The following is a 21518-nucleotide window of genomic DNA, read 5'->3' as shown; positions in this document are numbered from 1 at the left end:
TATCGGCAGGCTCAGACGGTCTCGGGGACCCCGAGGTGGGCGAGGACGAGGTCCATCTCGGCGACGTCGTGGATCTTGGCGCCCATGGCCTGGGCGAACTGCTCGCGCATCATCCGGGCCTGCTTGCGGACGAGGTCGAGCGCCTCGCGGCTCTCGAAGCAGGTGACGCTGACGGTGCGGCCGTTGCGGCGGTCGACCATCATGCTCAGGCTGCAGAAGCCGGGCAGGGCCTCGAGCTTGGGCATGAGGTTGACGCGGTAGGCGTCCAGCAGGTCCTTGAGGTGGTTGGGCTGGATGCGCGCCCAGGTCACCTGCGCGCCGCCGGTCTCGCCGCTGGGGTGGTCGCGGTGGACGACGGCGATCTCCCACTCCTGCACCTCGGGCTGCTCGCCGCCGAGCGCGAGGGCGAACTTGCTGCGCATGGGGCCGAGCTTGGCGCTGGTGGCCCGCATGGCCTCGGCGGTGGTCCAGGACGTCGTGGCGATGCAGCGGCCGGACTGCCTGTCGGCGAGCATCGAGACGCCCATGCAGCCCTCGGTGCGGTCGAGGGTCGGCATGACGTTGTCGCGCAGGAAGGCGACGCCGGCGTCGATGGCGTTCGGATCGGCGTGGACCGTGGTGGACCGGGCGTACATGGGACCCCTCTCGCGCGACGGTGGCGCACACGCTCTCGCTCTCGGGCCCCGCTGTCCAGTTGGCCGGGCCCCGCCGTCAGCCGGTGCCGACGAGGCGGGCGAAGACGACGACGTTGTGCGAGTAGTCGCCCGTCCGCTCGTCGAAGCTCCCGCCGCAGGTGATCAGCCGCAGGGCCGACCAGCCGACGTCGCCGTAGACCTCGCCGGTCGGGAACTCGTCCTTGGGGTGCCGCTCGACCCGGCCGACGCGGAACGTGGCGGTGCTGCCGTCCTCCCGCTCGACGGCGATCCGGTCGCCCGGGCGCAGGGTGCGCAGCCCGTGGAACGCGCCGCGTGCGCCGTTCCAGTCGACGTGCCCGACGAGCACCGCGGGGCCGAGCTGCCCGGGTGTGGGACTGCGGTCGTACCAGCCGACCGGATACGCGCCCGGCGGCAGCTCCATGGAGCCGTCCGCTTCCAGGCCGAGGGGGACGACGGCCGAGCTCACGCCGAGGCCGGGGATGCGCACGCGCACCGGTGGGCTCGCGGCCAGCGGCGGCACGTCCGGCCACTCCTCGGCGGCGGCCGGGTGGACGGCCTGCGGCGAGTCCGCCGTCGTGGGGGCCGGGGGAGTGGTCGGCGACGTCGTCGGGGGTGCCGGGACGACGGCGCGCGGGCTGTCGAGACGGACGACCTCGGCGGGGTGCAGCGGCTGCGGGGCGAGGGCGATGGACCCAATGCCGATCAGGGCCAGCAGGACCGACGTGGCCGCCCAGGCGCGTGCCGCACGGGGCCGCGCTGTGCGGCGAACCTTCCCCCGTGCACGGTCGGGCATGAGGCGCCGTCAGTGGGCCCGGCGGTAGCCGCGCCGGGCGACGGCCGCCGTCACGCCGGCCCCGGTCAGGGCGGCGCCACCGAGGAGGAGGGCGATCGCCCTGCCCCCGCCGTCGGCCGTGCTGCCGTCGCCGGCGTTCACCCCGCCGGCGGGGAGGACCGACACCTGGCTGGTCACGGCGGCGGTGGTGGCCGCGGTGGTCGTGGCGGCCGGGAGGGCCGTGTTGTCCTCGGCCAGGCCGTTGGACAGCGTCTCGCACGCGATGCCGTCGTTGTCGGCGTCGAGGTTGTGCGGGTCGGTCGGGTCCCGGGTCAACTCCGCCTGGGCGTCCGCCTGGGTCGCGAAGTCGGAGCAGTTGAGGTCCTGGACGGCGGCGGTGGAGGTGGTGGTCGCCGTCGTGGTGGTCGCGGTGGTGGTGGTGGTCGGCGCGACCGTGGTCGACGTGGCCGCGGGAGTGGTGGTGGTCGGGGTCGTCGAACCGGACGTCGACGTGGTGGTGGTGGTCGTCGGCGTGGTCGTGGTGGGGGAGGGCGAGCTGCCCGGCAGGGGCGTGCCGTCCTCCGCCAGCCCGCTGGCGAGGGCCTCGCAGGCGGTGCCGTCGTCGTCGGCGTCCAGGTCGTTGGGATCGGTCGGGTCGGCGTTCAGGACCGCCTGGGCGTCCTGCTGCGTCGCGAAGTCGGAGCAGTCCTTGTCCCGGGCGCTCGCGGTCCCCGCCAAGCCGAAGCACACGAGGGCCGCGAACAGGAACCCGATGATGAGGACGGTGTGGCGGCGACGCATCGAAACCTCCCTGTGACGGAACGGTTCGTCTTGACTCGGCCGATCCGGCAGGGTTGCCCAGCCCATCCAATGGGGGCAAGGGGGAGCTGCGTGAGAACTTGAAACTTCTTGGTCCCGGCCGCAGTCGATCGAGAAAGCCCCGTCACGAGCCGGCGGCGCCCACCCGGACTCCTCGGGGTGGGCGCCGCCGGACCGTCGTCCTCAGGCCTGGCCCTTGCCGGCGAGCTCCTGCTGGTAGCGCTCGGTCATGGTGGCCACCGCCTGCATCTGCTGGGCCGCGTAGTCCTCGCGCTTGCCGGAGGCGTAGGACTTCCAGTTCAGCGTCTGCTGGGCGTGGCTGATCTCCCCGCCCTGGAAGTGCGGCATGACGTGCTGGGCGATGAGTTCCCAGGAGCGCTTGGTGGCCTGCGGGTTTGCCCACTCGTGGCCGAGCAGCAGCATGCAGCCGAAGCCGCCGGACTGGTCCCACAGCCGCTGCACCTGGGCGCGGGCGTCCTCGACGGTGCCGATGGCGCCGATGCCGGCCTCGTTGACGAAGTCGATCATCTCCTTGAGGTCGCCGCCCTCGACGGCCATCTGCGGGAACGCCGCCGTCTTCTGGAAGTAGCGGAACCAGGTCTCGATGCCGTGCTCGACGTCCTTGTAGGCCTGCTCGCGGGTCTCGGCGATGTGCATGATGCCGACCAGCCGCCAGTCGCGGCGGTTGGCCGTCTGGCCGTAGTGGGCGGCGCGCTCCTCGACGACGTTCCAGTGGTGGGCCAGCGCGTCGAAGCCGTCCTTGGTGAGGGTGGCGCCGATGGAGAGCAGCCCGACGCCGTAGCGGCCGGCCATGCGCGGACCGGTCGGCGAGGCGACGGCGGCGACGGCGACCTCGAAGCGCGGCTCGGTGTAGGGCCGCAGGTGCAGCCGCGCGTTGACCAGGTTGTGCGTCTTCGTCTGCGCGGTGACGGTCTCGCCGGCGAGCAGCCGCATGATGATGTCGAGGTCGACCTCGAGCAGTTCGCGGGTGTCGGTCGGGGTGAGCCCCAGCATCATCGAGTCGGTGGGCAGCGAGCCGGGGCCGCAGCCGAGCATCGCGCGGCCGCGGGTCAGGTGGTCGAGCAGCACCATGCGCTCGGCCACCCAGAGCGGGTTGTGGTAGGCGATCGAGGTGACGCCGGTGCCGAGTTTGATCCGCCGGGTCCGATCCGCCGCGGCGGCGATGAAGATCTCCGGCGAGGCGATGAGCTCGGTGCCGGCCGAGTGGTGCTCGCCGATCCACGCCTCGTCGTAGCCGAGCCGGTCGAGGTGCTCGACGAGCTCGAGGTCGCGCTGCAGGGCCAGGGTCGGGTTCTCGCCTGCTGGGTGGAAGGGGGCCAGGAAGGTCCCGAAGCGCAGTCGGTCCATGAAGTCCTCCTCGGTCTCGGCGGTGACCGGCATCACACCGTCGGAAGCGCGTGCTGACCAGGGAGCACGGACGGCGGACCGACGGTCGCTGACCGTCCGTCATCGTCATCGCACCGAGAGTTCGCGCCGGGAGCACCCGAGTCAGACGCGAGTGGCGAAACCGATCATCAGGAAGAACAGCCAGAAGACGACGGCCACGATCCCGACGACGAGGCCGGCCACGGCCTGCCCCCGTCGGGCGTGACGCCCGGACATCGCCACCGCCGAGAGGACCAGGCCCAGGAGAGCCGACAAGGGCCCGAGCCAGGCGAGGAGCACGCCCAGGAACCAGAAGAGGCCGTCGAGTACGCCGAACAGGAGGGCCAGCAGCGGCAACGCGAACCCGCCGATGCTGAGAGTGAGGCCCCAGGAGCTCAGCTTGGTGGGCTTCTCGGCACCCGCCGGGATCGGAGCCGCCACGGGCATCGGCGTGGGGACCGCGTAGTAGCCCATCGGTGCCGGGTAGCCGGGCGGCAGGACCCAGGGATCCTGCGACGGGGTTGGTGGCAAGCCCGGAGGCCGGTTCGGCGGACCAGCCGGCCTCGGCTCGTCTGGCCGCGCGCCTTCCTGCTCGTGGGGCTCCATGGGGTCAACGTCGATCACCATTGGTTGCCGCGTCAACGTGGTCGCGTCGCAGGTCACCCATTGGTGCAGCGCGGCCCGTGTCCCGGCTCAGCCAGGCGACACTGAGAAAGGGACGGGCTGTAGCCGGCCTTTCCCACCGGTGACGACGAAGGTGTCGACGCCGTCGTCGATCCGAGCCGGCGTCGACGACGCGCTCCCGCGATCGCGTGATGGACGCCCGGAGTCTCGCTCTGCATCAGGCCGTACTTCTTGACCCGCTCTGCGGACTCCTTGGTCAGCCTCACCCACCGACTCGAGTTCTCCGCAATCTTCGAGCCTGCACTCACGGCCGAAGCCTCAGCGCCGAAGTTTGCGTTGAGCGTGGTACCGCCGGTGTAGAAGACGGCGGCCAGGTCGCCGCCGCCGCGGTGCTCGGCCTCGATGGGCTCGGAGCTGCTGATGAGCTCTTCGAAGGCGAGCATGCCGCCGGGCGTTGGGCCGTCGCCGGCGTGGACCACCTGCTCGATGCGGGTGGACGGGACGGCGCGGTGGAGTCCCTGGGTGAAGTTCACGACGGCCGCCTTGCCGGGCTCGGGATCCCGGTCGCCTCAGCGGGTCCGGGTGGCGGCGCAAGGGGATCGGGCGCGTGGTCTGATGCCCGAGGTGGAGTCGACCGGCAGGGGAGCCGGTTGCCGTGGCGAAGGGTGGGCTCGTGGCCGGTTCCGGTGAGGTGCTGCTCGACTACGACGGCGCGGTGGCGGTCGTGACGCTGAACGCGCCGGACCGGCGCAACGCGCTGACGCCGAAGATGGCTGCGGAGCTGATCGCGGTCTTCGACGAGGTGGACGCGCGGGAGGACGTCGGCGGGCTGGTGGTGCGCGCGGTGGGGAAGTCCTTCTGCGCCGGCGGCGACATCAAGACGCTGACCGACGCCGGCCGTGACCCGGCGGCGCCGGAGGCCTACGCCGGGATGTCGGCGATCTACGACTCCTTCTACCGGCTGGGGCAGGCGAAGGTGCCGACGATCGCGGCGGTGCGCGGGTCAGCCGTGGGTGCGGGGATGAACATGCTACTGGCGGCCGACCTGCGCATCATCGCCCGGGACGCCCGGCTGATCTGCGGCTTCCTCAAGCGTGGGTTGCACCCCGGCGGTGGCCACTTCGTCATCCTGTCGCGGCTGATCGGCCGCGAGGCCGCCGCGGCGATGGCCCTGTTCGGCGAGGAGATCAACGGCGACCGGGCCCGTGAGCTCGGTTTGGCCTGGGACTCCGTGGACGACGACGCAGTTGACGGTCGGGCTCTCGAGCTGGCCGCTCGCGTGGCCGCCGACCCAGCGCTGGCTCGGGTGGCGGTCGGCAACTTCCGCAAGGAGACTGCGACGCCGGTCAGCTGGGAGATTGCTACACAGTTCGAGCGTCCCGCGCAGATGTGGAGCATGCGCCGCCCGGCGGACTGAGTACACCCGACCTCCAGAACCGAAAGGGTCGAGGGCTCAAGTCGGCCTAGACTCCTAGCCGAATTACGTGCGGTGTCCGCTCATGCCACCTTCGCCGCGTGGAAGACGTCGGCGGGCAGCGTGTGCGCAAGTTGCCAGAGGATCCGCATTGGTCGCTCACCGGTGTGCGAGATGTAGGCCATCGGCCCGGCGTAGAGGTACGGCGGCGTTCCGAGGCTACCGTCGGCAGTCTTAGTTTCGCGGACAAACAAGTGCACCGTCGTCCCCATCTCGCGGTGGTGGATGTACCGCTGACCGGTCGGTGACTGCTCCGCGGTCGAGTTCTGCGACTCCCACTGGAACAACGTCGGCGAGATTGCGTGGTCGGCGTACATCGTCGTGGGGGAGAAGTGCGCCTTCGTCTTCACCAGCGTCACGAAGAAGACGTCGGCCCGGTCACCCGGCACCCACCGCACGCCGGACCCCCACGTGCCGTTGAGGTCCTCCAACCCAAACGCGGCAAGCGCCTCCTCCCGGCTGTAGCGCGCGTGCACGTGCAGCGGTCGCGGGCCCGCCACCTCCACCGCCGGCGTCACCCGGTGGATCCGGTCCTGCAGCACGTCCGCCAGTTCTCGTAGCTCCGCAGCACGTCCGCGGTTGGCGAGCAGCCGGGCAAGGCTCTCCTCCACGGCGCTGAACGGAGTCCGCGCGCCGAACAGCGAGAAGTGCAGCATCGCCGCCAGCCGGCGAAGCCGCGGTGACTCGGTCAGGTCAGCCTCCGACGCGGTGACCGCGCGGATGAATGCCAGCCGCTCGAGGTCGTCGATGTGCAGCATCCGGCTGAGCGCCGCGCGCAGCGCCTTGTCGTCCGGACCGGGCTCGTCGACGTCCCACCCTGCCGCTCGCCTCAGGTCCAGCCAGCTGCGGTCGGTGCCCCGGTACAGGTCCTCGAGCTCCACGCCGGTCTCCTCGAGGAACTGGCCCAGCGTCGGGCGGTCCTGCTGACTCGCCTCGGCCACCAGCCCCTTCCACGCCACCGACAGCGACTGCTTGATGTTGTCCAGCACCAGCCGCTGCGCGACCCGGTCCAGCTCGATGTGGCAGCCCGCCGGAAGCGTGGGGAACTCCTGCTCCACCTCCCGCTGCAAACCGCGCCGAGACGTCCCGGTCAGCGCGCGGAAGCGCAAGTCGAACCGGAACTCCTTGTGCTGCGCTCCGATGAAGTCGAGCACGGTCAGGCAGGGCTTGTCCTCGGCCAGGCGTAGACCGCGACCGAGCTGCTGGAGGAAGACCGTCGCGCTCTCGGTCGGGCGCAGGAACAGCACCGTGTCGATCGAGGGCAGGTCGATGCCCTCATTGAACAGGTCGACGGTGAACAGCACGTTCACCCGGCGATCGCGCAGGGCGGCGAGGGCGCCGTCCCGCTCGGCCGGGCTCGTATGCGACGTGATGGCCAGGCTCGGGATGCCGGCCCGGGTGAAGCGGTCGGCCATGAACTGCGCGTGCTGGATGCTCACGCAGAAGCCCAGCGCGCGCATGCGCCCGGGCTCCTCGACCTTGTCCTTGACCGCCTGCAGGATCAGCCGAACGCGGTGGTCGTCGCCGGTGTAGACGTTGCTCAGCTCCGCGACGTCGTAGCCACGGCCGCGCTTCCACTGCAGCCGGTCGAGGGCGACGTCGTCGTGGATGCCGAAGTACTGGAACGGGGCCAGCAGCCCCCGGTCGATCGCCTCCCACAGCCGCAGCTCGACCGCCGTCCGGCCATCGAACCACGTGCGCACGTCGGCGCCGTCCGTGCGCTCCGGCGTCGCGGTGAGACCTAGCAGCACTGTCGGGCGGACGTGCTCCAGCAACCGCCGGTAGGTCGCCGCCATCGCGTGGTGGAACTCGTCGACCACGACGACGTCGAAGTGCTCGGGGCTCAGCCCGCTCAAGTCCATCTGCGCCAGCGACTGCACCGAGGCGAACACGTGCCGCCACTCCCGCGGCTTCTCCCCGTCGACGAGGAGTTCGCCGAAGTCACCGCGGTGCAGCACGTGGCGGAACGTCGACCGGCTCTGGGTCAGCAGCTCCTTGCGGTGGGCCACGAAGAGCAGCGTCTCCGCCGCCCCCGCGGCCTGCAGGCGCCGGTAGTCCAGCGCCGACACGACCGTCTTGCCGGTACCGGTGGCCATCACGACGAGGTTGCGCCAGCGGTTGTGCACCTCCCGCTCTACGCGCAGCTCGTCGAGGACCTCCTGCTGGTACGGGAACGGCCGCACCTCGAGCGTCGAGATCTCGAGCGGCAGGTCACGCGGCCCACCGCGCTCGGCGCTCAACGCCGTCCGAAGCCGTTCGCCGTCCTGTGCCGGTTGGTATGACTCGAACGACGGGTCTTCCCAGTAGCTGTCGAAGGTTTCGGCGAACGTCTGCAGCAGGTGCGCCTGCTCGACGTTCGACAGGCGGACGTTCCACTCCAGCCCGTCCGTGAGCGCCGGCGCCGACAGGTTCGAGGAGCCGACGTAGCCGGTCGACATCCCGGTGGCCCGGTGGAACAACCACGCTTTGGCATGCAGCCGCGTCGTCCGGGTCTCGTAGGAGATCTTCACCTCGGCGCCAAGGCTCACCAGGTGGTCGAGCGCCCGCTGGTCCGTGGCACCCAGGTAGGTGGTCGTGATGACGCGCAGCTTGCCGCCGCGGCGGCGGAAGTCGGTGAGGCCCTTCTCCAGGACGCGCAGCCCCTGCCACTTGATGAACGCACACAGGAGGTCGACGCGGTCGGCGGAAGCCAGCTCTCTGTTGACCTCATGGCCGATCCGGGGCTGGCCGCGCCCGTTGACGAGCAGTGCGCTGGTCGACAGCGGCACCTCGGGGCGGGCGGGGAAGGGCGGCGGTCCAGGAACCCCGCTCGGCGCGGCGACGGCCAGCAGGTTGCGGGCCGGGTCGACGACGGCGTCCTCCGGTACAGCAGCGTCAGGCGCGAGCGCGGTGATTGCCTTGACGATGCTGTTGGCCAGCTCCACCTGGCGGCTGACCGAGCTCCCGTCGCTGCCGCTCATTCCGCGCAGCGCTCGGCGGGCGAGGGTGGTGATGTGCCGGGTGAGCGCCTCGTGCGCGTCGGCCGGGTCGAGGTCCTGAGTCTGCGCGAGCCCGTCGGGCAGCAGGTGCAGCCGGCTCTGCAGACTCGACGTCAGCAGGTCCTCGTACAAGCCGTCGGGCAGGGAGTTCACCCGGCGAAGCTATCCAGACGAAACCGGGCCGGAAGGCTGACGCGCTGACCGCGCGGCTCACGCGCATCGCACGTCACCGCGCCTCCCAGGGGGTGACTCCGCGCCTCCGTTCGGGTGACTTGATCGGCGCGACAGGCGCAGCACTCCCATATGCGCCAGACGCCGCCGATACCTCCGCAGTCCGGCCATGCGGCCGCGCACCAGCCGCGGTCTGGACGACCGGAGGTCAAACCAGGCTCCGTGACCTCTTCGCCGGCGTCGACCGGTGCTCAGGGAGTCAGCCCTTGTGCGAGGACACCTGAACCAAATCGCTTGTCGCTCTGTGTGGCCCTACCGCTTGGTGGACGAGAAGACGACGTCACCGCGACCGTCGAGACATACCCCGCAGCGGATGCACGCCGAGCCCTTCTCTGTGATCAGCGGGATGCGTCCACCGTTCTCCGGACACGGGTAACGCTTGCCGGACACGCTGGCCAGGACGTGCTCTCCGCTGGCGAAGGTTTCCGCCAGATAGGCCCAGTGGGCCCAGGGATGGCGGTCTCGGGCGGCCTTCGCTGCGTGCACGTTGTCGGGATCGACCGACAAGTACAGGGTCAGGTTCGGCAGGCCCGCCAAAGCTTGCAGAACGTCCAACCTCGCCGGATCGAAACTGCGCGTGTAGACCCAAAAGCGGATGTCCGCGTTGGCCCGGATGGTGTCGGCCCAGGCCTCGGCGTACGCGTAGGAGAAGAAGTCGCCGTCCCAGTGGATGCGGAAGTCGAGCGGCACCACCGCGCCTCTCCTGGCGGCTCGTTCGCAGTCGGTCCGGAAGCCAGCGATCATCCCCGTGAGTAGGTACGCCATGCCCGCCCGGTCATGGCTCTTAAGCGCCCGCAGGTTGCTCTCGAGCATCGCCCGGACGCTCGTGTACCGCTCCGCCTTGGCCGAGTAGCACACCCGCTCGCACGTCGCGGTCGCGCCTGGACAGGAGTGCTCAGGCCCGGCGGGGAGGCCGAAGCTGTTCGCGATGCCCGGCGTCCTCCCGTTCGGTGAGGGCAAGTTGGTGATCTTGCGGACGGCTGAGCGTCGTAGGAGAGAAGCGCTTCCGTCACTCATCTCGTGTCCCCCTTACCGGGCAGGAGAAGCATGGGTCCAGCGTCTTCAGTACCGGCCGCGTCCATGCGTTCGAGCTGTTCGTCCCGGCGATGTGGAATCCGGCTCCTCACCCACAGCGCTGACGGCGCCGCCGGTCAGGCCGAGGTATGCGGACCCGGCAGGTCGCGCGACCGGACGGCGCGACCGGCGACTTGATCGACTGGGAGGCGTTGCTCGTTCTGCTCGATGCGACGCCTGACAGTCGTGAGCAGATCGATGTCGAGCACGTCGCAGAACCGCAGGAGGTAGATGGCGACGTCGGCCACCTCGTCCACCAAGCGGTCCCGGCGCTCCCCGGCGCGGATCAGGTCCGCGGACTCCACCTCGGTGAGCCACTGAAGTTCCGCGACCAACTCACCGACCTCACCGGCCAGCGCCATGGCCAGGTTCTTCGGCGAATGGAACTGCATCCACTCCCTCGCCTCGGCGAAGTCCCTGAGGCGGTTCTGCAGGTCACCCACGTTCTGCTCCGACGGCACGTCGAGAGCCTCCTACACGGCGGACGGGCTGCACACAGCTGCCTGTCGCCGCCGCTGGTTCGTGCCTCGCGGCTCACTCGCCGGGGGTGAGTCCCCCCGCCCACGTCTTCCTGGTGCCGGTCGCACGTGCCGATGACCACCTCTGGGCTCACTCCGAGCCCGTGGCCTGCCGAACGCGGCCGATCAGGAACCGACGACACCACGGCGAGCCCTCGGCTCGACGGGAAGGTGGAACAGCAACATGTCTCGCTGCCGCTGGCACGGCTCTGCGCAGGACTTCATCGATTCAACCAGGGTCGGAACCATCGACCGGTTGGTCGAGCGGCTCGCCGCGCCGACCGCCTTCGCCCGGCCCGATGCTCATCGGCGTGGCGAGACCGGCAGCTGGACCCAGAGCCTGCCCCGGGTCGCGAAGGTGCTGGAGGACGCCGGACTAGAGCGCACGCACGTCCTCCTCGAGTACAACCCGTATCAGTCGGGCGGCCGCGTCGACGTGATCGTGGCGGGCTACTCGCCGGCCGGGCAGCGCACGTACGCCGTGATCGAGGTCAAGCAGTGGTCGGCTGCAGACCGCCACCCCGAGACCCGTCAGGTTCACGGGACCGGTGCCCGGTACGAGGGCCCGGAAGGGCTGCAGGACCCGTACGAGCAGGCGCGCAGCTACGCGGTCTTCATCCGCAACTACACCGACGGGATGCACGACGAGGAGCAGGTGCTCATCCGTCCGGTGGCCTACCTGCACAACGCCACCGAGGACTCGATCCGCACCCTCCTCTCCGGCGACTGGCAGCAGGAGCGCCACGTCTTCAGCGGGGATGTGCAGGGAGAGGCTCGATTCGTCGACACGCTCAAGGCGTGGTTCGCCGAGGACGGCGATCACTCCGAGGCAGGTCGCGCGCTCCTCGAGGCGAGGTACCGCCAGGCCCCCGCGCTGCTCGACGCTGCGAGCGAGATCCTCACCAATCCTGAGAACTACCCGATGAGCGACCAGCAGCAGGAGATCCACGCGAAGGTCCTGCACGCCATCCAAGAGGCGCTGTCGAGGAGGGCCGACCGCCCGCGGGCGCTGATCGTCATCAACGGCGGCCCGGGAACCGGCAAGACGTGGATCGCCATGCACCTGCTCGGTTCCACGGCTCAGGAGCGCCGGCAGGTCAGCTACGCGACCAATTCCTCGTCGCTCCGGACCGCCCTGACCCGGCGCGCCCGCCAGGGCCTCCGGATGTTCGACCGTCCGGTCGACGCCCTCATCACGTCGGCTCGCAAGTACTGGAACGAGGAGGAGTGGGACAACCCGCTTGACGTGCTCCTCGTCGACGAAGCGCACCGGATCACCGAGTACACCCCGCGCGCGTGGCCGGCCCATTCTCGGGCGATCCAGCAGGACCTCGAGGAGCGTGGCATCACGCAGTTGTACGAGCTGGCGAGGTCGACGAAGGTCCTGGTTCTGTTCATCGACGAGGACCAGAGCATCACGCCGAACGACGACTGCTCCATCGACCGGATCAAGGAGATCGCGAACCGGGTCGGCGCCTCGTACCAGGAGTTCCACCTGACCGAGCAGCACCGGTCCGGCGGCAGCGAGGCCTATGAAGCCTGGGTCGACGCCCTGCTGGAGGGCAACCCGAAGGTGTGGCAGGACGAAGCGAACTTCCAGGTGCGCGTGGTGGACTCCCCGGAGGAGCTCGAGAGCGTCACGTTCGACCGGGACGGCCGCGGAGCTGACTCCGGGGCGCGCCTGGTGGCCGGCTTCTGCTGGGACTGGAAGCGGTGGCCGCAGGGTGCGCGCAGCATTCAGGACGTCCCGTTCGACATCGAGATCGGCGACTGGAAGAAGCGCTGGAACCTGCGCAACGGCATCGACGGATATCCGGCCGACGCCTCGTGGGCGTCGAAGCCCGAGGGGGTCGAGCAGGTCGGGTCGGTGTTCACCGCGCAGGGGTTCGAGTTCGGTCGCTGCGGTGTAATCATCGGTCCGGACTTCCGCTGGGACCCCGAGTCCGACCGGTGGATCGTCGACGTCTCGAAGACCAAGTACGGCCACCTGCTGACAGCGGCGAGGCGGGCCGACAATCCGGAGGAAAAGGCCGACGCCGAGGACCTGGTGCGCAATCACTACCGGGTTCTGCTCACCCGAGCCATGGCCGCGACCACGATCTACGCCGTGGACGACGCGACGCGGGCGAAACTGGCCGAGCTCGTCAACCCCTGAGGCGCAGCGCTCCATGAGCAGACCCGTGCGCCGCCCTGCCGTGAGGCCGGGCGGCGCACGGGTCATCTGGACCAGGCGCTCCGTCGGCATCGCCGACGGCGGCCGCCACGAGGCCGGAGCCGGCCGACCCGGCCGGCTTCACGCCTCGACGGCGAGCCTCCCGCGCGCGAATGCCTGGAGGATGCGCTGGTGCGTCTGCCGGGGGAGCGACCGCGGACCGGGCTCACCGTGCGGCGTCCCCGGTCGCGCCGGGGCCCGGTCCAGCAGGTCGTCCAGCCCCGCTCGCGCGACCATCAGCAGCCCGTGGGTGGCCCGGGTGCAGGTGACCGCCAGCCGGCCGAACGCCGAGTTGAACTCGTCGAGCCGGTCCGCTCCCGAGAGCGGGTGGATCGCGATCGTGATCCCGTTCGTCTGGCCCTGCCACGAGTCCACCGTCGAGGCCTGGATCACCTTCTCCGGCAGCTCGAGGTCCGCCCGCAGCCGGTCCACCACCGCCTGCGCGTCGTCCACGGCCTGGTTCCTTGTCGCCAGGACGACGATCAGCGGGTCGTCGTCCTCGCCCGGCGCCGTCGACGAGACCTCCGCCGCCCCGTCCGGCCGGCCCGCCGCGTCGTACGACGTCGACTTCAGCGTGAAGCCGCCCGCCAGCAGCGGGCGCAGCAGCTCCTCGACCACCGCCAGCAGCGGGCCGTCGACGTCCGGCGCCTCCGGGTCGGCGAGCCCGTCGACCTCCAGCAGCGTCGGCCGGCCGGTGGCCACCTCGGCCCACACGTCGGCCGCCGCGCCGGCCAGCGGCGGCAGCTTGACCGACCGGTCGCCTGGCCCCGCGACGCAGTCCAGCCGGTCCCACTCGCCGTAGAAGGCGCGCCACAGCCCGAGCTGCTCGGCCGTCGGCCGCCACACCGCGGGCAGGTCGACCGCGTGCGTGGTCGGCCGGTGCTCGTACGCCGTCGGCCACGCGCGGTACGGGTTGTGGCCCGAGTCCCCGCGCCAGGGGTTCGCCCCCGGGTCCAGCGGCGGCAGCTGGCCGACGTCGCCCACGCCGACGGCGATCGGCGCGTACCCCTCCACGTCGGAGAACAGGTGCAGCGGCAGCTGCCACGCCTCGTCGACCATGAGCAGGTCGAAGACCCGCTCCCCGTTCGTCGCCACGCCCAGGCGGTCGCCGACCCGGCCGCGCTCGCGCGGCACCCCCAGCCGGTGCGAGGTCGCGACCACGACGCCGGCGTCGACGGGGATCTCGGTCGCCTTGGCGGCCACCGTCACGAGGGCGGCCACGTCCGGCGGGACGTCGCCGACCCGAGCGCCGGACAGGAACAGGCACACCCGCTCCCTGCCGAGGTCCCGGCCCAGCTCTCGCGCCAGCGGCAGGATCTGCTTGTTCGTGAACGCCGTGACGGCGATCCGCGAACACCTCTCGTGCTCGAGCGCCTCGCGGACCATGCGCTTGAGCGCGTGCGACTTCCCGGCGCCGGCGGCCGCCCGCAGCAGGATCTTGTCCTTGCCGTTGCTGCGGCTGAGCGCTGCGTGCAGCGCCGTGATCGCCTCGGTCGTGGCCGCCGCGTTGCCCGCGGCCGCGACCTCGTGGTGGCGGGCGTCCTCGCCCGTCGCGGCCGGCATGGTGAAGGAAACGGTCATCTGCTCGCTCACTCGAACTCGTCCCTCGTGGCGTCGGCCGGCGGGGAGGTCGGGTCGACGGTCACCTCGACGTCGTCGACCGCGGCGACGTCGAACCGGTCGTCGTCGATCACCGGCGGCCAGGCCTGCGGGTTCATCTCGCCGCGCTCCCGCCGCTCGGCCTGCCGGTCGGCGGTCTCGGCCTCCATCACCGGGTGCGGCCGGCAGCAGTACCGGTGGGAGTCCGGCGCCTCGGCGTAGGACTCCGGCAGGCAGGTGGGCTTGGGGGCGGAGCGGGTGTCGGTCTTCGGGCGGGTCACGGTGAACTCGTGGCCGGAATCCAGGACCTTGGCGAACCAGGAGGTGTCGGCCACGACGAGCCGGTCCCCGACGGCGAGGCCCGGGAGCCGGTCCTGCAGCCAGTGCAGCCCCTCGACGCCCTCCTCGGCCACCAGCAGGCCGATCGGCATCTGCTGGAACTTGAACGTGCCCTGGTTGACCACCAGGCCGGTGCCCGGCATCTCGGCGACGGCCGCGCCGTTCACGTGCAGCGCCACCACCCGGCTGCCGTCGCCGATCCGGCGCGACGCCACCGCCAGCCGCAGCGGCGAGGTGGAGACCACCTCGGCGATCGCCAGCTCGCGCATCCCGGGGTCCTCGGCCCGGCCCAGCGCGTGGTCCGGGTCGACGAGCGCCGACAGCTGCGCCGAGCACGACGCGTCGGCGTCCAGCATCGTCACCAGGTCGTTGCGCCACACCGGCCAGGTCAGGGAGAACCGCACCAGGTCCGACGCCTGCAGCGCGTGGCGGCGCCGCCACACGGCCTGCGCGTCGCCCTCCAGGGCGCGGTAGGCGGCGCGCAACCGCGAGACCGGCATCGCGGCCAGCACGGCGAGGGCGCGATCGACGACGTCGATCTTGTAGTCGACGGCGGCTCGGACGAGCGAGCGGTACCGGGCCTCGTCGCCCCGCTGCGCCGCGTGGATGTCGTCGGACTCGGCGTTCGACAGCCGCGCACCCGGGGTGTGCCGCTGCCGGGCGATGTCGTCGGAGACGGCCCGGTGGTCGAGCCGCTCGGTGGCCTCGGCCCAGCGCAGCAGGTAGTCCAGACGGCCGCTCTCCGACGCCGGCCCGCCCGCGACGACGTGCGTGACCAGCACGGCGCGCAGGTCGACGACCGGCTGGCGCAGCGTCATCGCCCGCGCCCGGTCCTCGTCGAGCAGGAAGGAGACGGCCAGCCGCTCGTCGGCGGCCAGCGGCGCGGGGATCGTCGCCTCGTCGCCGGAGAACGTGCGCGGCGTGCGGCCCATCGCGCGGTCGCGCTCCCACCGCAGCCGGCTCACCTCCCCGCCGGCGAGCGAGTCGGCCACCGCCACGAGCAGGTCGGCCGTGTACGTGTCCGGCACCACCAGGTGCACCGGGTCCGGGTCCTGCAGGGCCGGCGCCGCGGCTCGGTTCGCGGCCATGGCCTCGCGCAGCGCCGCGCCGAGCAAGCCCATGATCGCGCGCCGTGTCTCCGAGGCCTGCGGCTCCGGAAACTCCGCGCGCACCCACGGGCCGGGCCCGGCCGCGGTGACCCGCTGCACGGCGATCCCGTACACGCCGAGGGCCGCGGAGTCGGACTTGGCCAGGACGACGTTGACCGTGCCGGGCAGCCCGACCGGGTCGGTGCGCCGCCGGGCCGACCGCACCGGGAGGCCGGTCACGGTCGCGGTGACCGTGGCGACCGCCGCGGCCGGCGCCCGGCCCGCGACGCCGGTGCCGTCCACGAGGCCGCGCAGCGCCGGGCGGGCGGCGCGGTCGATGCCGATCTCGACCAGCAGCGCCTCGGGCGCCGCGGACGTGCGCAGTTCCTCGCGGCAGTAGGAGAACAGGCTGCACGTCGGGCAGGTGGCCGGGTCGAACTCGCCGGCCACGTGGGCCACCCAGTCCGCGCGCCGGTCCGCCGGCACGCCGCCGGGGCCGACCTCGTCGAGCAGCTGCCGGCGCTCCTCGGCGCGCGCCCTCACCTCGGCCCGGTGGTCGTCGAGGCGCTCGACGAGGGCCTCGGGCTGCAGGAAGGAGTTGCGCGGGACGGCGAGGGCGCCGGACGGGTGCACCAGCATGCCCGCGGGCAGGTGCCGCCAGGTCGCCGCCGACTCCGCGCCAACGGCGACCTGCAGGAAGCCCTTGAGCAGCCGGCCGTCGTCGATGCGGGAGCGCACCCGCTCGTAGTCCTTGGCGTCACCCATGATCAGCCACGAGCCGGCCGGCTCGCCGTCGGCCCGGGGGCAGACGATCGCGAAGTCCGGCTTGACGAGGGTGGCGTTCTCGTCCTCCATGCCGAAGAAGGGCAGGCCGAGGGCGGTCAGCATCGTCGCCTCGGAGGCCACGACCGCCGCCGCGTGCGCCCGGGCGAGTTCCCGCGCCGTCTCGGCGGGGGAGCCGTGCGCCGAGCGGGTGCGGACGCCGGCCGGCCGGGGGAGGTCGAGCCGGCCCACGGCCGTGGTGAGCAGACGGGAGACGAAGCGGTCGTTCTTGACCATCGCCTCGAACATCATCGCCCGCATCCACCGGGCCTCGGGGATGCCGGCGGTCACGTCGGGCTTGCCCAGTTCGGCCGCCAGTTGGCGGCGGGTGACCGTCGTGACCAGCGGGTCGGTCCGCCGGAAGCGCTCGCAGGCCGCGTGGGTGGAAGCGGCGACGGCACTGCTGCCGCCACCGGTGAGCATCTGGGGCAACGGGTCTCCAGGGGACGCCGAACGTTTCGGGTTGGTATCGGCCGGAAGGCCGCTCCGCTTGAGCCGGGTCACGGCCTCTCGGCCGCGTCGGCCCACCGCAGAGCCACCCCGGCGGCCTGCGCGGCCCGGACCTGCTCGACGGTGACGCAGCAGGCGTCGAGCGTGGTCACCACGGCCTGCGCGACCTCGCCGAACAGGCCGGCGACGTCGTAGGCCTGCCGCCCGTGCATCGCGGCGATGACGCCGTGCCGCTGCTGCGCCGGGACCACCAGCGCCCGCAGGTCGGGCCGCTCGGCGAGCGTCTCCGGCACGACCACGTGCAGGAACGCGAGCATCCCCTGGGCCAGCAGGTGGTCGGGGCTCTCGGCGTCGAACCAGGCCGGGACCGCCGGCCGCTCCTCCGGGGAGAGCGCGTGCACGGTCCACGTGGCGCGGGAGTTGGTGGTCAGCGTCAGCAGGTGGCGCGCCCGCAGCGGGTCGCCGTAGAAGTCCCGCGGGTCGGTGGGGCCGACCAGCACGGTGGCGGTGGTGGAACGGGGCACGACGGGCTCCTCGCGACGATCTCTTCTCGGTCGTCGCCCATCGTGGGCAAGGTCAGGACACGGCCTGCCGGTCCTCACCGGTGAGGTCGCACAGCCACCGCGACAGCTTGCGGTGGGCCCGCAGCAGCGCCTCGGCGTCCGACGGCGAGGTGTCCCCCGAGTCGAGCGCGGTGTCGATGAGGTCGAGCCGCTCGAGCGTCTCGGCGGGGCTGTAGCCGAACCGGCCCAGGTGGTACAGGCCGCGGCCGTACGCGGGGCTGACGCTCGCCGTCGCGCGGGTGCCGGACGCGTCGGCCAGCCACACCTGGAAGTCGACCAGTTCGTCGGTCTCCTCGTCGTACTCGCCGACCAGGTCCAGCCCGTCGAGGGCGGGCCGGTCCGGTTCGGGGTCGCGGACCGGGTTGACGACGAAGGCGTAGAGGGCCTCGTGCAGCCGGTGGAGGTCCACGCCGAGCACCTCGGCGAGGTGCCTGCCCGTCGCGGAGCCGGTGCCCTCCTCCAGGTGCCGGACGACGGCCAGCACCACGTCCAGCGGGTTCCCGCGGCCGCGCCGCACCTCGACCAGCGCCGGGCCGGGGCGGAAGCGGGCCCGCGCCCGCTGCAGCGCCGCGTGCTCGGCCGCGGAGAGGTGCAGGGCGGGGTCCTTCTCCGTGCGCCGCACCAGGTGGACGCCGGTCCTGTTCCAGGCGCCGTGGAAGTGGTCGGTGATGCCGGTCTCCACGAACCCGCGGAGGCGCAGCTGCTCGAGGTCGCGGCGCAGCGTCCGGTCGCCGGACTCGCCGTCGTAGTCGTCGGGGCTCAGGGCGCGCAGGTCGCCGGTGGTCACCAGCGCGTCGTGGGGCGCGCGGGCCAGGCGGCGCAGGATCGCGGCCATCCGCTCGGTGGGGGTCATCGTCGGCACGCCCGCAGTGTCACAGCCGGTACCGGCACGACCACGGAAAGTCCGGCCGGGTGTCCCTCCGCGGAGGGACGAAGCGGAACGATCGCGCCCGGAACCGGTCAAGCCGGCCCCGCGGGTGCCGATGTTCCCCTGCGGTGGGGGAGCGCTCCCTGCTCCACCGCCTCGGGGAACGAGAGGAACCGCCTGCATGACCGCCGTCGACGACCGCCCGACCACCGAGACCGCGGACCCGCTGCTGCCGCGGCTGATCGAGAGGCTGGCGGAGTCGGACCTCCCGGACGACGCCCAGTACCTCGTCGTCGCCGCCTACGAGGGCGCCGACGAACTGGAGTCGCTGCTCGACGGCACGGCGACCGGCGCCCTGCCGGACGCCCGCGCGGGGGAGCCGGTCGAGGTCCCGCACGCCTGGATCGAGCGGATCACGGTGGCCGGCTTCCGCGGCATCGGCCCCGAGGCGAGCCTGCACCTGAAGGGCGAGGCCGGGCTCACGCTCGTGGTGGGGCGCAACGGCTCGGGCAAGTCGAGTTTCGCCGAGGCCGCCGAGATCGCGCTCACCGGCGCCAACGCCCGCTGGGAGTCGCGCACCGCCGCCTGGCGGGACGGCTGGCAGAACCTGCACCGCGGCGACACCCCGCCGTCGGTGACCGTGGACCTGCAGGTGACGGGGGAGCCGGGGCTCACCCGGGTGCACCGGACGTGGTCGGGCGATCGGGTGACCGACTCCGAGGTCTGGACGCAGCGGCACGGCGCCCGGCGCGAGCCGGGCGGCCTCGGCTGGGACGAGGCGCTGGTCTCCTACCGGCCGTTCCTCTCCTACTCGGAACTGGGCGCCATGCTCAACGGCCGCCCCTCCGACATGTACGACTCCCTGTTCCGCATCCTCGGCCTGCAGCGCCTGGTCGACGCGCAGGACCGGCTCAAGGCCGCGCTGGACGTGTTCAAGGAGGAGGAGAAGCAGCTCAAGGCCGAGCGCGAGGACCTGCTCGACGCGCTCGCCGGGATCGACGACGAGCGGGCGGGTGCGGTCGCCGAGGAGCTGCGCAAGCGCGCCCCCGACCTCGACGTGCTGCGCGGCCTGCTGCGCGCGGAGGTCGGCCCGGTCGGCGACCTCGCCCCGCTGCGGGCGTGGAGCACCCTGGCCGCGCCCGACGTCGAGGAGGCCACCGCCGCCGCCGACGCGCTGGAGGCCGCGGTCGCGGCCGTCGCCGACCTGGCCGACGGCGACAGCGAGCAGGCCCGGCGGCTGGCCGCGCTGCTCGAGGCCGCCCTCGACCACGCGCGGCACGCGGCCGGCCGGGACTGCCCGGTCTGCGGCACGGCCGACCGCCTGGACGACGCCTGGCGGGCCGCCACCGTGGCCGAGGTCGCGCGCCTGAAGCAGGCGGCGACGGCAGCCGACGCCGCGCACGCCGCGCTGCGCAGCGCCCGGGCCCGGGTCGAGGACGTCGTCCGGGTGCCGGCGCTGCTGCGCACGACCCCGCCGGCCGGCGTCGCGGGGGAGGGGCTCGCCGACCGCTGGGCCGCGTGGGCCGCGGCCGCCCAGGCCGACGCCGCAGCCGCCCTCGCCGCGCTGCGCGACGGGACCGCGAGCCTCGCCGCGGCGGTGCGGGCCGCCGCCGCGGGAGCCGCCGAGCAACTGCGGCGCCGCGAGGACGCCTGGCAGCCGCTGGCCCAGCGGCTGCGCGAGCACGTCGACCGCGCCGCCGAGGTCGTCCTGCGCTCCGACACCCGCGCCCACCTCGACGCGGCCTGCACCTGGCTGCGGGCGCAGGCCGACCACCTGCGCAACGAGCGGCTCGAGCCGCTCGCCCGCGGCGCCGCCGAGACCTGGCAGAAACTGCGCCAGGGCAGCAGCGTGGACCTCGGCCCCGTGCGCCTGGAGGGCGACCGGCGCTCGAACCGGCGGCGGGTGGCGCTCGACGTCACCGTGGAGGGCCTGGGCAGCGCGGCGCTCGGCGTGATGAGCCAGGGCGAACTGCACGCGCTCGGCCTGTCGCTGTTCCTCCCGCGGGCCACGCTCGAGGAGAGCCCCTTCCGGTTCGTGGTGATCGACGACCCGGTGCAGGCGATGGACCCGGCCAAGGTCGAGGGCCTGGCCGAGGTGCTCTTCGAGGTGGCGAAGACGCGACAGGTCGTCGTCTTCACCCACGACGACCGGCTGCCGGCCGCCGTGCGCCGGCAGGCGCAGCACGCCGACCAGGACCGCGCGCCCGTGACGATCTGGCAGGTCGTGCGGCGCGAGGGCAGCACCGTGGAGGTGAAGAAGACCGACGACCCGGTCAGCCGCTACCTCAGCGACGCCCGCGCGGTGGCCAAGGCGGAGGCCATGCCCGTCGAGGTCCGGCGGCAGGTCGTGCCCGGGCTGTGCCGCTCCGCGGTGGAGGCCGCCTGCCACGAGATCGTCCGCCGGCGCCGCCGGCTGGCCGGGCACGACCACGCCGAGGTGGAGCGGGCGGTCACCGAGCTCTCCGGCGTCCGGGTCGCCGTGGAGGCCGTCCTCTTCCCCGACGGCAACCCCGAGGACAAGAAGGTCCCCGACGTCCTGTCCAACAGGTTCGGCTCCCGCGCCAGGGCGACCTACCTCTCCTGCAAGGACGGCGCCCACGACGGCCACCGCGGCGACCTGGAGCAACTGGTCAGGGACGTCGCCCTCCTCGTCGCGGACCTCCGCCGGTGACCACGGCCCAGACGCTGCTCGTCTCGGCCGACCGGCTGCTGCGGGAGGTCGTCCCCGGCAGCCGCGGGCTGTGGCCCCGCACGGTCGCCTTCCTGCTGCGATCGGTGCTGGAGCGGGAGATCGACGACTACTGGCGGCGGCACAGTCCGGGCGTCGAGCGGGCGCCGATGCGCGCCCAACTCGTCGTCCTGGGCCGCCGGGAGTACGCCGGGCCGGCGGTGGGCCGGGCCGCCGGGAACGCCTGGGACCTGCTCAGCGCGGCCTGCCACCACCACGCCTACGAGTTGGCGCCCACCGCGGAGGAACTGCGGTCGTGGCTCACCCAGGTGGCCCACGTCCGGGCCGCGCTGCAGCGGGCGCCGGGTACCGCCTGA

17 protein-coding genes are annotated in these 21518 nt (G+C 72.6%); 4 read left to right on the top strand and 13 right to left on the bottom strand.

The genetic code is table 11. The features are described from left to right. Positions 1-11: 11 nt before the first annotated feature. The 6 genes from ACI78S_RS05465 to ACI78S_RS05440 all read right to left on the bottom strand — a co-directional run bounded on the left by ACI78S_RS05465 (position 12) and on the right by ACI78S_RS05440 (position 4790). Positions 12-635 carry a hypothetical protein gene (locus ACI78S_RS05465; protein WP_456971209.1) on the bottom strand — a complete coding sequence of 208 codons (624 nt, stop codon included), beginning with the start codon at positions 633-635 and terminating at the stop codon, positions 12-14. Between the two features lie 76 nt (positions 636-711). Further along, complete coding sequence (locus ACI78S_RS05460; RefSeq protein WP_456971208.1) at positions 712-1449, bottom strand: class F sortase; 738 nt, start codon at positions 1447-1449, stop codon at positions 712-714. A 9-nt stretch (positions 1450-1458) separates the two neighbouring features. Then, a complete protein-coding gene (locus ACI78S_RS05455) occupies positions 1459-2229 on the bottom strand; it encodes an excalibur calcium-binding domain-containing protein (protein WP_456971207.1) in 771 nt (256 codons plus the stop codon). Between the two features lie 201 nt (positions 2230-2430). Then, positions 2431-3648, bottom strand: a complete 1218-nt coding sequence (locus ACI78S_RS05450) for an LLM class flavin-dependent oxidoreductase (protein ID WP_456971206.1) — start codon at positions 3646-3648, stop codon at positions 2431-2433. A 108-nt stretch (positions 3649-3756) separates the two neighbouring features. Beyond that, positions 3757-4107, bottom strand: coding sequence for a hypothetical protein (locus ACI78S_RS05445; RefSeq protein WP_456971205.1), 351 nt, complete (start codon positions 4105-4107; stop codon positions 3757-3759). A gap of 185 nt (positions 4108-4292) precedes the next feature. Then, positions 4293-4790 carry a hypothetical protein gene (locus tag ACI78S_RS05440; RefSeq protein ID WP_456971204.1) on the bottom strand — a complete coding sequence of 166 codons (498 nt, stop codon included), beginning with the start codon at positions 4788-4790 and terminating at the stop codon, positions 4293-4295. Between the two features lie 140 nt (positions 4791-4930). Here ACI78S_RS05440 and ACI78S_RS05435 point away from each other — a divergent pair, with 140 nt between their 5' ends. Continuing rightward, positions 4931-5674: an enoyl-CoA hydratase/isomerase family protein gene (locus ACI78S_RS05435; RefSeq protein WP_456971203.1), complete on the top strand. Its 744-nt coding sequence runs from the start codon at positions 4931-4933 to the stop codon at positions 5672-5674. Positions 5675-5754: 80 nt separating this feature from the next. Here the strand turns inward: ACI78S_RS05435 and ACI78S_RS05430 are convergent, their stop codons facing one another. The 3 genes from ACI78S_RS05430 to ACI78S_RS05420 form a co-directional block, all read right to left on the bottom strand. Further along, positions 5755-8862 (bottom strand): DUF3427 domain-containing protein, encoded by a 3108-nt coding sequence (locus ACI78S_RS05430; RefSeq protein WP_456971202.1) that lies wholly within the window; start codon positions 8860-8862, stop codon positions 5755-5757. A 330-nt stretch (positions 8863-9192) separates the two neighbouring features. Next, complete coding sequence (locus ACI78S_RS05425; protein WP_456971201.1) at positions 9193-9957, bottom strand: GP88 family protein; 765 nt, start codon at positions 9955-9957, stop codon at positions 9193-9195. 134 nt (positions 9958-10091) lie between these two features. Continuing rightward, complete coding sequence (locus tag ACI78S_RS05420) at positions 10092-10457, bottom strand: nucleotide pyrophosphohydrolase (RefSeq protein ID WP_456971200.1); 366 nt, start codon at positions 10455-10457, stop codon at positions 10092-10094. Between the two features lie 259 nt (positions 10458-10716). On the opposite strand from ACI78S_RS05420, the gene ACI78S_RS05415 reads away from it, so the two are divergent. Next, entirely contained in the window at positions 10717-12687 is a 1971-nt protein-coding gene (locus tag ACI78S_RS05415) for a DNA/RNA helicase domain-containing protein (RefSeq protein WP_456971199.1), read from the top strand. A gap of 138 nt (positions 12688-12825) precedes the next feature. On the opposite strand, the gene ACI78S_RS05410 is transcribed toward ACI78S_RS05415, so the two are convergent. The 4 genes from ACI78S_RS05410 to ACI78S_RS05395 all read right to left on the bottom strand — a co-directional run bounded on the left by ACI78S_RS05410 (position 12826) and on the right by ACI78S_RS05395 (position 18467). Further along, positions 12826-14325, bottom strand: a complete 1500-nt coding sequence (locus ACI78S_RS05410; RefSeq protein WP_456971198.1) for a hypothetical protein — start codon at positions 14323-14325, stop codon at positions 12826-12828. 8 nt (positions 14326-14333) lie between these two features. Then, a complete protein-coding gene (locus tag ACI78S_RS05405; protein WP_456971197.1) occupies positions 14334-17024 on the bottom strand; it encodes a hypothetical protein in 2691 nt (896 codons plus the stop codon). A 68-nt stretch (positions 17025-17092) separates the two neighbouring features. Beyond that, entirely contained in the window at positions 17093-17566 is a 474-nt protein-coding gene (locus tag ACI78S_RS05400) for a hypothetical protein (protein WP_456971196.1), read from the bottom strand. Between the two features lie 52 nt (positions 17567-17618). Continuing rightward, a complete protein-coding gene (locus ACI78S_RS05395) occupies positions 17619-18467 on the bottom strand; it encodes a hypothetical protein (RefSeq protein ID WP_456971195.1) in 849 nt (282 codons plus the stop codon). 187 nt (positions 18468-18654) lie between these two features. On the opposite strand from ACI78S_RS05395, the gene ACI78S_RS05390 reads away from it, so the two are divergent. Together ACI78S_RS05390 and ACI78S_RS05385 are read left to right on the top strand one after the other, a co-directional pair. Further along, the gene (locus ACI78S_RS05390) at positions 18655-21144 is read left to right on the top strand and encodes an AAA family ATPase (RefSeq protein ID WP_456971194.1); all 2490 of its coding nucleotides are present in this window, start codon (positions 18655-18657) and stop codon (positions 21142-21144) included. Further along, complete coding sequence (locus ACI78S_RS05385) at positions 21141-21518, top strand: hypothetical protein (RefSeq protein ID WP_456971193.1); 378 nt, start codon at positions 21141-21143, stop codon at positions 21516-21518. The genes ACI78S_RS05390 and ACI78S_RS05385 overlap by 4 nt, the downstream gene beginning before the upstream one ends.

This window comes from Geodermatophilus sp. SYSU D00815 (assembly GCF_054050035.1).
This window is presented reverse-complemented; position numbering and strand designations above follow the sequence as displayed.